The organism is Limnobacter sp. SAORIC-580, from assembly GCF_013004065.1.
GTDB lineage: Bacteria > Pseudomonadota > Gammaproteobacteria > Burkholderiales > Burkholderiaceae_B > Limnobacter > Limnobacter profundi.
Genome location: NZ_CP053084.1, coordinates 1,706,902 through 1,719,064, shown reverse-complemented (window position 1 = coordinate 1,719,064; position 12,163 = coordinate 1,706,902). Strand labels below are relative to the sequence as shown.

Below are 12,163 nucleotides of genomic sequence, written 5' to 3'. Positions count from 1 at the left end.
CATGACTCACACTTTGGTCGTTTGCAAACCCAAGTTGCCCGATCAGTATCTGACTCAGCGCGTTGATTTGAAGCGTCAGCTTGATCAAATGCATGCGGGCCATGTGATGTATTTTCCGGTGTTTGAATTGGTGCCAGATTTGGCAGCCATGTTAACCATTCGGCCATGGCTTGATGCGGCCACCGAAAAATCCAACCATTTGATCGTTTTTGTAAGTCCTTCGGTTCTTGAAATTGCGGTGACCAACCTGGGGCAGTGGCCAGCCCATGTTTACTGTGGGGTAATGGGGCGGCAAAGCGCCAAGTTGGCCATGGACTTGGGTATTCCCAAAGACAAAATTATCGCCCCTACTGGCGAAAACGACCATGAAACCGAGGATTCCGACGGGCTGGCCCGCTTGCTGGCCACGCATTTTGAAGCGGGTAGCTGCCGGGTAATGGTATGCAAAGGCCCCAGAGGCCGTGTTGAGTTTCCAAAAAAGCTGGAGGAAATGCAACACGACGTGACAGTACTGGAGTGTTATGACCGCAAGGTGATTGAGCAAAGCAATGCTCAGTGCGAAGCACTGTTTGCCCGAGCGGCTGAGGCGGTGCTCTGGATTACCAGCAGCGAAACCATAGAGGCCCTCGATTCGCAGTTGGCACGCAAATCGGAATCACAACTCAAGGTGTTGAAAGAAACCGCCACCGTATTGACCACACATCCCCGCATTACGGCCAAATGCAGGGAATTGGGATATGCCCATGTTGTCCAGATAGCAACAGGGATACAATCGGTAAATTCATGGCTGAAATCCAACAAGAAAAGCATGGAAAACAACAATCAAACCAACTCTGCCACGCCTGCTGTCAACCCGCAACCGGTTGTCACCTCCCAATCCAGACCGGCTTCTGCCAGCGCTTCCCAGCCCAATGGGCAGTGGTTGGGCAAAGCTGCATTTTTCATCTCGGTGCTCAGCTTTGTACTCATTTTGCTGATTGCGTTTGCCGGGAAAAACCAGATTGAAAAAACACGCATGGCCTTTGGCGAGCGGATTCAGAAAGAGTCGACCACACTTGATTTGGTGAAAGAAGAAATCAGCAAATCGAGCGATCTGGCGAAAGACCTGAAAACCCGTTTTGACCTGTTGGAGCTTGCCCAGAAAGAGGAGGCCAGCCAACGCGCCAGTCTTGAGGAGGTCTATAACAGCCTGTTGGCCAGCCGAACGGAAGTGTCGCTTAGCGAAGTAGAGCAGTTGATATCAATTGCCAAACGCCAGTTGTATTTGTTGGGCAATGTAAAGGGAGCGTCTATTGCCCTGTCCCAGGCCATCGACCTGCTGGAGGGCACAGAGAAACCTTCTTTGTTGAATTTGCGCACCGCGTTGGAAAAAGACTTAACCGAAATCAAGGCCCTGCCTAGCGACGATTTGCTGAGGCTGGCGATTTCTCTTGATTCGGTGGTTAACTCTGTTGAAAGTTTGCCGATGCTGTCAAGCGCACAGGCCACCACTGATCAAACATTGGCGCAGTTGACCGAAGAAGAAGCATCTGAGGTAGTAGCCGACACTCAAGCGCCAGCAGCCAACGAACAAGCGCAAGGGTTTGAGAAAGCCTGGGCTTCCATTAAAAAAGTGGCTCAAACAGTTTGGTACGACATCAAATCATTGATCGAAGTCACCAAAGTAGACAGCCCTGAAGTGCTCATGTTGTCCAGTCGTCAAGAAACTGATTTGCGCAATACACTGCGTTTGTCCTTGTTGAATGCACGAATTTCGCTCTTGTCGCGTCAGGCCACTTTGCTGAAATCTGATCTTGAGCGATCAGGCAATTTGTTGAATACCTACTTTGACAGTAAATCCATCCAAGTGCAGCGTGCTCAAACTGTGCTGGCTGAAATTGGCGAAGTTCAACTTGATTTGGTGTTGCCAGAATTGCAGGCTACCTCTGCCGCGCTGAGGCTGGCCGTTGCCGGACAGCAGGGGGAGCGCCAATGAAGCAACTGCTTGGTTTGTTGCTGGTTGTCGTAGTGGCCGTGGCGGTCACTTTGATGGCTCAGGGCAATGCTTCCAAGGTATTGATCTTTTTCGGTCAGTACCGAGTCGACATGTCGCTCAACTTTGCGGTAGTGGCTATTTTGCTGCTATTCCTGGTGTTGTACGTCATGATGCGCGCTTGGCGTGCATCCAGCCAGCTTCCCGGAAAATTCAAAGAGTATTGGATGAACCGCAAGCAAAACGCCTTGTTGCAAGCCAATACACAGGGTTTGATCGCCTTGATTACTGGCGATGAGCAAGGCGCCCAAAAAGCGTTGAACCAAGCCAGTAAAACCGGGATTGAAACGGATTTGAGTTACTTGATCCGCGCCATGTCAGCCATTCAGGCCGACCGCTATGATGTAGCCGAGGAAATCCTGAATCAGGAAAAAGCCAAGGTGGGCGAGCACTCGCACGCCCTGGTTGTGTTGCGTGGAAAAGTGGCTTTGTCCAAACAAGACTTTTCGGGTGCTTTGAGCATGCTTGAGGCCATGGACCCCTTGGCTGCAAAATTACCCCAGGTTCAGCGATTGCGCATGCTGGCCTTGATGGGTTTGGCCCGCTGGCAAGATGCTTTGGTGCAATATCGCGCCTGTGTCGCGGTATCGGCGCTCACCAACGGTGAAAAAAATGAAGCCTTGATGCGCATTTATGCTGGTCTGGGAGAAAGCGCGGGGCAAGACGCTTCAAAAATGAAAGAGGTGTTGTCCAGTGCCAAACCTGCTGAGCTTGAGAACGTGGGTGTATTGCGCACGCTAGCCACTGGTTTGCAGAGGAGTGGATTAGTTACTGCGGCCCGCACGCTGCTGGAAATGGCTTTGAACCAAAATTACAACAAGGATTTATTGCCGATTTATCACCAGGTTGCCGTTCTAGAGCCACGGGAGGCTTTGCCCAATGTAGAGCGTTTGCTGGCCCAACAGCCCGCTGATTTGCGTTTGCTGGAGTTGGCTGCTGATGTGTGCGAGCGCGAACAACTGTGGGGCAAGGCGATTTCCAGGTTTGAAGCGGTGTATGCCAAACAGCCTTCCGCACATGTGGCGGGCAAGCTGGAACGATTGTATGAGGCAGCCAACCAGGGTGAACGTGCCAAAACCTGGCGAGAGAAATTGAACAATCATCTTCAGAACGACCGTCAGCTTGCTTAAAGCAATATTCGATACAATACGACCAAATTTTATTTTAAGGATTAATCAGCATGGGCTACGAAAGCATTTCCCCCGGTAAAGACATTCCAAACGACGTGAACGTAATCATCGAGATCGCCGCAAACTCAGATCCCGTGAAGTACGAAATCGACAAGGAAAGCGGTGCCTTGTTTGTAGACCGTTTCGTGGGTACATCCATGCAGTACCCTTGCAACTACGGTTACATTCCACAAACTCTGGCAGCCGATGGCGACCCCGTGGACGTATTGGTCATGACCCCATACCCATTGCAGCCTGGTTGCGTGGTACGTGTACGCCCAATCGGCATGTTGAAAATGACCGATGAATCAGGCGGTGATGCGAAGCTGCTGGGCGTTCCTGTTGAAAAGCTGTTGCCGCAGTACAAACACTATCAAAGCATTTCCGATGTACCTCAAGAATTTCTGGCGCGCATTCAGCACTTCTTTGAACACTACAAAGACCTTGAAAAAGGCAAGTGGGTAAAAATCGAAGGTTGGGGCGACATGACAGACGTCGAAAAAGAAATTCGTGACGGCGTGGCCAATTACAAAGGCTGAAATCGCAATCGCAGCTTTAACCGCACTGAAAAGCCAGCCTTCGGGTTGGCTTTTTTTATAGCTGTTCCGAACCGCTTTCCCGAAAAGCAGTGTGTTCATTTAACTCAACTGCATACGCGTCCAGGTGCGCCTTTTCCCGACGCAAAAAGTTTTCAATCGGCAACTTGAAGCCGTTGTCGTGCACGTAGTGTGCACTGACCATGGTTTGCGGGTTCAGGCCACGTGCTATTTTGTGTTCACCTTGCGCGCCTCCTTCAAACCACTCTATGCCTTGCTCAATCGCAAAATCAATCGCCTGGTAATAACACAATTCAAAATGCAGGCAGGGCAGGTTTTCAATAGAGCCCCAATAGCGGCCATACAAACGTTCCTCGCTGTACAGAAAAAACGAGCTGGCCACAGGCTGACCATGCAGGCTGGCCTGAATGATCAATATCTGCTCACCCATGGTTGTACAAATTTGCCTGAAAAATTCAAGATTTAAATAAGGGCTGGAAAAGTGCTCCATGTAAGTGCGGGAATAGCACTGATAGAAAAATTCCAGTTCAGCTTCGCTGATTCTAGACCCATGAATGCGTTGAATTTCCAAACCATCCACATGTGCTTTTCGACGTTCGGCGCGAATGTTTTTTCGCTTTTTCTGGCTCAGGCTTTCCAGAAACGCATCGAAATCATCAAATTGTTTGCCCGTGGCCGGGTTTTGGTTTTTCCAGTGAAATTGCACCACATGCCGACTGCTGTTGTTCAGGCTGGTTGCATCACTTAACAACAGTTGTTGATCTTGCTGGGTTAAAAACAAAGCATGCAGGGTTGAAATTTGTACACCCAGCAGTTCAGTGTTCTCGGCAGCCTGCCAGGTCAGCTGTGCAAGTCCTTGAGCCAAAGCTTTGCCAGCCTCGGGTGTTGCATGGAGCACTTTGGGTGCCAACACCGGGGTAAATGGTATCGCACACAGCAGCTTGGGGTAATAACGCTGCCCGCTGCGTTCATAGGCCTGAGCCCAGGCCCAGTCAAAAACATACTCGCCATAGGAATGCGATTTCAGATACAAGGGCATGGCTGCCAGAAGCTCACCAGTGTCCCCATGGATGGCCAAATGCAGCGGCCCCCAACCGGTTTCGGCTGTTGCACTGCCGCTGGCCTCTAAGGCCAGCAGGTATTCATGACGAAGTGCAGGGTGAAGCACACCACCATTGCATTTGCACACAAGTGAATTCCATTCAGCTTGTGCGATCTCGCCAATGGATTGGCAAATCTGCATGCGATAATTCATAAAGGCGACAACTACTATGCAGGTACCCAGTGAGTTTATCCCGAGTCCGATTGGCCATTGCGCAGTTGAACCTGACTGTAGGCGATTTAAAAGGCAATTGCGCAAAAATTGTTGATTACGCGCACAAGGCAGCCGCACAAGGCGTGCGAATTCTTCTCACCCCCGAGTTGTCCATCACTGGTTACCCACCTGAAGACCTGCTGTTGCGCCCCTCATTTCAGCGCCAAACCGACACTGCATTCGAGCACCTTCGCCGAAACCTGGCTGCACTCGATTTGTATGTGGTGGTGGGGCACCCCGTAAGCAGGGAAGGTGAACTGTTCAATGCTGCTTCTGTGCTTTATCGCGGGCAAGTGGTGGGCATGTACCACAAGCACGATTTGCCGAACCGGGAGGTGTTCGATGAGCAACGCTATTTCACGCCCGACAACCGCCCATTGGTGTTTGAGGTGGATGGCATTCGTTTTGGCGTAAACATTTGCGAGGACACCTGGAACCGTTACGCGCCTGAAGCCGCAGCGGCTGCGGGAGCTGAAGTGCTGTTGGTGCCCAATGCATCGCCCTACCACATGGGCAAACAGACCATTCGTCAATCGATGGTGGCCAAGCGTGTTCAGGAAACCGGCATGGCGATTGTGTACGCCAACATGCTGGGTGGGCAAGACGAACTGGTTTTTGATGGTGCATCTTTTGCCATGGATGGTAAACAGCATGTGGCCATGCGCTTGCCCCAATTTCAAGAAGCCTTGGCCATGCTTGATGCAGTGGCGCGCCCCGGCGAGCCCATTGTGCTGGAGGCCCACCAGCCATGCGTACCCGAGCTTGAACTGACTGCGCAGGTGTACGAAGCCCTGAAAATGGGTGTACACGACTACGTCACAAAGAACCGCTTTCCCGGCGCGATTATCGGCTTGTCAGGCGGCGTCGATTCTGCAATTACCCTGGCGATTGCAGTGGATGCTTTGGGCGCTGACAAAGTGCGTGCCGTAATGATGCCTTCGCCATACACTGCCGATATCTCACTGGATGATTCTCGCGACATGGTCAAGCGCCTGGGGATTCAGTATGACGAAATTTCCATCCAGGACTGCATGAGGGCCTTTGACTCCAGCCTGGCTCCCTTGTTCAAGGGCTTGGCGGCAGACACCACCGAGGAAAACCTGCAAGCGCGTATTCGCGGCACCATGCTCATGGCCATTTCCAACAAAACCGGCCGTATTGTGTTGACCACTGGCAACAAAAGTGAGATGGCCACCGGTTATTGCACTTTGTATGGCGACATGGCGGGTGGCTTCGCGGTGATCAAAGACATATTCAAAACACTGGTGTATCAGCTCTGTGAATACCGCAACAGTCTGTCTGAAGTCATTCCGACCCGAATCATTACGCGCCCGCCGTCAGCTGAATTGCGACCCGATCAAGTGGATCAGGACAGCTTGCCACCCTATGATGTACTTGACGCCATTCTGGCCCGCTACATGGAAAAGGACGAATCAGTTGAAAACATCATTGCCAGCGGCTTTCAGAAAGAAGATGTGTTTAAGGCTGTTAAACTGCTCCGTATCAACGAATACAAAAGAAGACAGGCGCCCGTGGGTATTCGGGTCACGCACCGAGCATTTGGTCGCGACTGGCGCTATCCAATTACATCCAAGTTCAACGATCTAGAAGGATTCCAAGAATGAAACTGGTCAGCGCAATCATCAAGCCTTTCAAACTGGACGAAGTACGTGAAGCATTGTCGGAAGTGGGTGTCACCGGCCTCACCGTGACCGAAGTGAAAGGCTTTGGTCGTCAGCGTGGTCACACTGAGTTGTACCGTGGTGCTGAGTATGTGGTTGATTTTCTGCCCAAGGTAAAAATTGAACTGGTGATTGAAGACAAGCTGGTTGATCAAGCCATTGATGCTATTCAAAACGCCGCTAGAACCAACAAAATTGGCGATGGCAAAATTTTCGTGACCGACGTTGAGCGCGTTATCCGCATTCGCACGGGAGAACAAGGCGAAGCAGCCATTTAAACAAAAAAGCCCAGGTTCTTCACTTGGGCTTTTTTTACAGCGCTTGGTTTAGCGGATTGTTAACCCAAATGGCTGTGAATGATTTCCGCAAATGTGGGTGCCAAGGGTTCTGGCAAATCATGGCCCAGCCCTTTGATCAAATGAAGCCTTGAATTGGGCACCAGCCTGGCGATTCGTTCAGAGCACGCCTTTTTCAACAATGGATCATCCAGCCCATGGATCACGCAAGTGGGCACCCTGATTTCCCGTGTGTAATCTTCGATCGAACCCGTGGCCACCACGCAGTGGGTTTGCCGTAGCACACCCGCCGGTTTGTAGGCTCGGTTGTACGATTTGCGGGCACGCTCCCTTAACTTCAATGGGTCGGGCGGGTAGCCGGGGCTTCCAATGGCAGTAAACACCCGTTCCACATGCGCCACTACATCGTCAATTTTCTGGCTTTTTGGTTTCTTCAAGAACATGTTGTGCAACACGTTCGGTGTGGGCATCGGAAGTTTCGGGTTGTTGGTGCTCGACATCAAGGTGACCAACTTTCCTATTTTCTCGGGCGCCTTTGCCGCCACGATTTGCGAAATCATGCCGCCCATTGAAATACCGAGCAGGTGAGGGCGCTTTAATTCAAGTGCATCAATCAGGCCAATTGCATCGTTGGCCATGGTGTCCAGCTTGTAATTGGTGGGGGTTTGCAGGCCCAGCTTGTTGCGAATGAATGTGGCTGGTACGTTCACTTTCATGCTGGTCGGGTGTTGATCAGTCAAGCCAATGTCACGGTTGTCAAACCGAACCAGTCGGTAGCCTCGCTGCAACAAAGGTGAGCAAAACTCGTCGTTCCACATGGTGAGTTGGCAGCCTAGGCCCGCCACCATGAAAATGGTCTCGCCGTCGGCAGGGCCAGCACTTTCCCAGGCCATATTCAGCCCAGTAATGCTGGATTTGGCAAAACCTTGTTGCCATTCAATGGGGGTGCTCGCAGCTTTCATCTGTGCTGTCTCCGTGGTGTGTCTTGTTATTGTCGGGCTTTGAGTATCACCAGCAGGGCGCCTGCGCCACCGTCTCGGGGTGGGGCTTGGCAAAAAGCAAGCACTTCGTCTTTTTGCACCAGCCAGCGTTTTACTTTCTCTTTCAGCACGGGTTCTTTGCCAATCGAACCCAAGCCCTTACCGTGAATGATTCTGACACAACGAATGTCATGTTTTACGCTGGATCGCAAAAATTCACCCACGGCAGTGCGTGCTTCATCCGAGCGCAGCCCATGCAAATCAATTTGGGCCTGAATAACCCATTGCCCTTTTCGAAGCTTTTTCAAGGCCTCCACACCCACACCATTGCGGCGATAGGACAGTTTGTCGTCGGTTTCCAGAAACCGCTCAACATCCATTTCATCGGAAATGCTTTCCCACAGCACTGCTTCATCATCAAGCTCGCGCTGCCGGGCAATTGGGGCTGGTTTTTCCAGTTCGTGAATTTTCAGATTGGTGTTGGGCAGCGGGGTAACATCGCTAACCAGCTTTTTGAACAAGTTTGCCTCATCCTGCAACTTCTTGAGTTCAGCCGCTTTAATTTTCTCCTGGCGTTCAGCCTCCAGGCGCTGCTCTTTGAGCGAGCGCCTGACGCCTTCAAGATCTGCCATGGAAGTCAGCTTTTTCAATGCAGTACTTCTTAAAGGGGCTCTTGTCAGCCTTCTTGAGCTTCCAGCCAGCGCTGTGCGTCCAGTGCAGCCATGCAACCTGTACCTGCGCTGGTAATTGCTTGACGGTACACATGGTCTTGTACGTCGCCAGCCGCAAAAACGCCCTCGATGCTGGTCATGGTCGCCAAACCATTCAAACCGCTACGGGTTATGATGTAACCGTTCTTCATGTCGATCTGACCTTCGAAGATGTCGGTATTGGGCTTGTGGCCAATCGCGATAAATACGCCCTGAAGCGCCAAGTCCTGAGTTTCACCAGTTTTTGTGGATTTAATACGCGCGCCGTTTACACCCATTTCATTGCCCAGCACTTCGTCCAAGGTGTAATCGGTTTTCAGCTCGATTTTTCCTTCCTTCACCTTGTCCATCATCTTGTCGATCAAAATGGCCTCGGCTTTGAATTTGTCGCGGCGGTGAATCACGGTGACCTTCTTGGCGATGTTGCTCAGGTACAGCGCTTCCTCAACCGCGGTGTTGCCACCACCCACCACGCAAACTTCCTGATTGCGGTAGAAAAAGCCGTCACAAGTGGCACATGCAGATACACCCTTGCCCGCAAATTCTTCCTCAGAAGGCAGGCCCAGGTACATGGCACTTGCACCGGTGGCAAGAATAAGTGCATCACAGGTGTACACGCCAGAGTCACCTTTTAGCGTGAATGGACGTTGTTGCAGTTCAACCGTGTGGATGTGATCAAAAATGATTTCGGTATTAAAACGCTCGGCATGGGCCAAAAAGCGGCTCATCAGGTCGGGGCCTTGCACGCCTTCGGCGTCGGCCGGCCAGTTGTCCACGTCAGTGGTGGTCATTAGTTGGCCACCTTGGGCCATGCCGGTGATCAAAACAGGGTTCAAATTGGCACGCGCGGCGTACACTGCAGCAGTGTATCCGGCGGGGCCAGACCCCAAAATCAGTACTTTGGCGTGGCGTGGCGTGTTAGAACTGGTCATTGCTACCTCTTTTGTGCTTCAAATGGTGTCTGTTCAAGATATTTCTCTCGAACTTTGTCAGAATACAGACTTCAATTATATGCTGCATTGCGGGCTACTCTTATTACAGTGAATTCCAGGACCACACAAAATACAGGCACCCTTCGGATCAGCAAGTTGCTGCTGGAAATCCGCTGGCTATGTCTGCTTGTTTTTTCCATCTACCTGTTTCTGATTCTGGTGTCGCACAGCAGCAGTGATGACAGCTTTTCCCATGAATCAGGCAGCGATGTTGTCAGCAACTTTGGCGGGGCTGTGGGTGCCCATTTGTCCGACTTGTTGTTCTTTATTGCAGGCTACTCTGCCTACGCTTTGCTGGGCTTGTCATTCTTCATGTTGTGGCGTGCCCGTAAAATGGTCGATGCCATCGAATTACCCGGTTTCAACGAACCTTTGCCAAAGTGGATTGCCTGGGTAAGGCCCATTGGCTTTGTGGTGTTGTGGGTCGGTTTAATGGGCCTTGAGTCGCTGTCAATTTTCAAAGGCGAAGGTCTGCCAGCCGGCGCTGGTGGTGTTGTTGGGCAAACCATTTCGAGCATTTTTCAGCAGTTGCTGGGGCTTTCTGGCGCCGTCATGTTGCTGTTGCTGTGCACTGCAGCTGGCCTAAGCGGATTACTGGGGCTAAGCTGGGCCGTGATGGCCGAACGCGTGGGTGGCTTTCTGGAAGGCTTGGTGTTTAAAACCAAAGAATTGGTCACAGCTTACTTTGACCGCAAAGAAGGCAAAAAAGTCGCTTTGGCCCGTGTTGAAAAAGTGGAACAGAAACGAGAAAAGTTTGAAGAACACAAACCTATTCGCATAGAACCGGTTGCAGTGGCAGCCGAGCCCTCGGTGCAAGCCATCAAGGAAAAACAGCAGCCGCTGTTTGCTGAACTGACCGAAACCGAGTTGCCACCTTTGGGCCTGTTGGACGATGCGCCTGCGGCCATTGAAACTGTCTCTGCGGATACGCTGGAATACACGTCGCGCTTGATTGAGAAAAAGTTGAGTGACTTTGGTGTGCAGGTACAGGTGATGGCAGCCCAGCCAGGTCCGGTGATTACGCGCTTTGAAGTGGAACCCGCAGCCGGTGTGAAGGGTTCGCAAGTGGTGAATTTGGCCAAAGACCTGGCCCGAGCGTTGAGCTTGGTGTCCATTCGCGTGGTTGAAACCATTTACGGCAAGAACCTGATGGGGCTTGAGCTGCCCAACCCGCGCAGACAAGTGGTGAAGCTGACCGAGATTTTGGGTTCGCAGGTGTACAGCACCAACAAATCGCCCGTGACCATGGCTTTGGGTAAAGACATCGCAGGCAAGCCGGTGGTGGCCGATTTGGCCAAGATGCCACACCTGCTGGTGGCGGGTACCACCGGCTCGGGTAAATCGGTGGGTATTAACGCCATGATCTTGTCGCTTCTCTATAAAAGTGGCGCCGAAGATGTGCGCTTGATTCTGATTGACCCGAAAATGCTTGAAATGAGCGTTTACGAGGGAATTCCTCATCTGCTGTGCCCAGTGGTAACCGACATGCGCCAAGCTGCCAATGCCTTGAATTGGGCTGTGGGCGAAATGGAAAAACGCTACCGCCTGATGAGTAAAATGGGTGTACGTAACCTGGCGGGCTACAACGCGAAAATTGCAGAAGCCCGAAAAAGCGGTAACAGCATTCCAAACCCGTTCAGCCTGACACCTGACGCGCCCGAGCCTTTGGACACCTTACCCATGTTGGTGATCGTGATCGACGAGCTGGCCGACCTGATGATGGTGGTGGGCAAGAAAATTGAAGAACTGATTGCACGTTTGGCCCAGAAAGCCCGTGCGGCGGGCATTCACCTTATTTTGGCAACGCAAAGGCCTTCGGTCGACGTCATTACTGGTTTGATCAAGGCCAACATTCCAACCCGAATTGCATTCCAGGTTTCATCGAAAATCGATTCCCGCACCATTCTCGACCAAATGGGTGCTGAAGCACTTCTTGGGCAGGGTGACATGTTGTACTTGCCGCCCGGTTCCGGCGTGCCCCAGCGTGTGCATGGTGCTTTTGTATCGGATGAAGAAGTACACCGTGTGGTTGAATACCTGAAAGAGAAGGGTGGTGAGCCCAACTACATTGAGGGCATTCTAGAGGGCGGCACCGCGGAGGAAGGTGGCAACGCCAGCATGGACGCGACAGCCGGCAGTTTTGATGGTGAAAAAGATGCACTCTACGACCAAGCCGTGGGCATTGTACTGAAGCACCGCAGGGCATCCATTTCATTTGTTCAACGCCATTTGCGCATTGGATACAACCGTGCAGCACGCCTGCTGGAAAGCATGGAACAGGCGGGCTTGGTATCGGCCATGCAGTCCAACGGCAACCGCGAAATTCTGGCGCGAACCGAGGCGGGCCAGGATGATGAATAATCATGACGATTAATTCAGCATTCATCCATTAAGTTCGGTAAAGCCTGTTTACCCCGGGCAACAACATGC

General features: G+C 51.8%; 10 protein-coding genes. 6 read left to right on the top strand and 4 right to left on the bottom strand.

Annotated elements, in window-relative coordinates:
* Nucleotide 1 precedes the first annotated feature (1 nt).
* From HKT17_RS08015 to ppa, 3 genes are read left to right on the top strand one after another with little or no spacing between them, the layout of a single operon-like run.
* Nucleotides 2–1,975, top strand: a complete 1,974-nt coding sequence (locus HKT17_RS08015) for a uroporphyrinogen-III C-methyltransferase (protein ID WP_171099159.1) — start codon at nucleotides 2–4, stop codon at nucleotides 1,973–1,975.
* A complete protein-coding gene (locus tag HKT17_RS08010; protein ID WP_105029151.1) occupies nucleotides 1,972–3,162 on the top strand; it encodes a heme biosynthesis HemY N-terminal domain-containing protein in 1,191 nt (396 codons plus the stop codon). Before HKT17_RS08015 ends, HKT17_RS08010 begins: the two co-directional genes overlap by 4 nt.
* Before the next feature lie 50 nt (nucleotides 3,163–3,212).
* The gene (gene ppa, locus HKT17_RS08005) at nucleotides 3,213–3,740 is read left to right on the top strand and encodes an inorganic diphosphatase (RefSeq protein WP_171099157.1); all 528 of its coding nucleotides are present in this window, start codon (nucleotides 3,213–3,215) and stop codon (nucleotides 3,738–3,740) included.
* 55 nt (nucleotides 3,741–3,795) lie between these two features.
* Here ppa and HKT17_RS08000 read toward each other — a convergent pair whose 3' ends face one another.
* Entirely contained in the window at nucleotides 3,796–5,001 is a 1,206-nt protein-coding gene (locus tag HKT17_RS08000) for a GNAT family N-acetyltransferase (protein WP_240965736.1), read from the bottom strand.
* A 41-nt stretch (nucleotides 5,002–5,042) separates the two neighbouring features.
* Between HKT17_RS08000 and HKT17_RS07995 the strand changes: the two genes are divergently transcribed.
* Both HKT17_RS07995 and HKT17_RS07990 read left to right on the top strand, forming a co-directional pair.
* Nucleotides 5,043–6,698 (top strand): NAD+ synthase, encoded by a 1,656-nt coding sequence (locus HKT17_RS07995; protein ID WP_171099153.1) that lies wholly within the window; start codon nucleotides 5,043–5,045, stop codon nucleotides 6,696–6,698.
* Nucleotides 6,695–7,033: a P-II family nitrogen regulator gene (locus HKT17_RS07990; RefSeq protein WP_008252857.1), complete on the top strand. Its 339-nt coding sequence runs from the start codon at nucleotides 6,695–6,697 to the stop codon at nucleotides 7,031–7,033. Before HKT17_RS07995 ends, HKT17_RS07990 begins: the two co-directional genes overlap by 4 nt.
* Before the next feature lie 59 nt (nucleotides 7,034–7,092).
* On the opposite strand, the gene HKT17_RS07985 is transcribed toward HKT17_RS07990, so the two are convergent.
* Genes HKT17_RS07985 through trxB form a run of 3 tightly spaced genes read right to left on the bottom strand, consistent with a single transcriptional unit; the run spans nucleotide 7,093 to nucleotide 9,673 of the window.
* Nucleotides 7,093–8,013, bottom strand: a complete 921-nt coding sequence (locus HKT17_RS07985; protein ID WP_171099151.1) for an alpha/beta fold hydrolase — start codon at nucleotides 8,011–8,013, stop codon at nucleotides 7,093–7,095.
* A gap of 26 nt (nucleotides 8,014–8,039) precedes the next feature.
* On the bottom strand, nucleotides 8,040–8,663 hold the full coding sequence (locus tag HKT17_RS07980) for a Smr/MutS family protein (RefSeq protein ID WP_240965734.1): 624 nt from the start codon (nucleotides 8,661–8,663) through the stop codon (nucleotides 8,040–8,042).
* A gap of 44 nt (nucleotides 8,664–8,707) precedes the next feature.
* Nucleotides 8,708–9,673, bottom strand: a complete 966-nt coding sequence (gene trxB, locus HKT17_RS07975; protein ID WP_171099148.1) for a thioredoxin-disulfide reductase — start codon at nucleotides 9,671–9,673, stop codon at nucleotides 8,708–8,710.
* Nucleotides 9,674–9,781: 108 nt separating this feature from the next.
* On the opposite strand from trxB, the gene HKT17_RS07970 reads away from it, so the two are divergent.
* Nucleotides 9,782–12,094, top strand: coding sequence for a DNA translocase FtsK (locus tag HKT17_RS07970; protein WP_171099146.1), 2,313 nt, complete (start codon nucleotides 9,782–9,784; stop codon nucleotides 12,092–12,094).
* Nucleotides 12,095–12,163 lie beyond the last annotated feature (69 nt).

Coding starts and splice junctions, on each gene's coding strand:
- HKT17_RS08015 (WP_171099159.1), top strand. CDS start 2: ATGACTCACACTTTGGTCGTTTGCAAACCCAAGTTGCCCGATCAGTAT.
- HKT17_RS08010 (WP_105029151.1), top strand. CDS start 1,972: ATGAAGCAACTGCTTGGTTTGTTGCTGGTTGTCGTAGTGGCCGTGGCG.
- ppa (WP_171099157.1), top strand. CDS start 3,213: ATGGGCTACGAAAGCATTTCCCCCGGTAAAGACATTCCAAACGACGTG.
- HKT17_RS08000 (WP_240965736.1), bottom strand. CDS start 5,001: ATGCAGATTTGCCAATCCATTGGCGAGATCGCACAAGCTGAATGGAAT.
- HKT17_RS07990 (WP_008252857.1), top strand. CDS start 6,695: ATGAAACTGGTCAGCGCAATCATCAAGCCTTTCAAACTGGACGAAGTA.
- HKT17_RS07985 (WP_171099151.1), bottom strand. CDS start 8,013: ATGAAAGCTGCGAGCACCCCCATTGAATGGCAACAAGGTTTTGCCAAA.
- HKT17_RS07980 (WP_240965734.1), bottom strand. CDS start 8,663: ATGGCAGATCTTGAAGGCGTCAGGCGCTCGCTCAAAGAGCAGCGCCTG.
- trxB (WP_171099148.1), bottom strand. CDS start 9,673: ATGACCAGTTCTAACACGCCACGCCACGCCAAAGTACTGATTTTGGGG.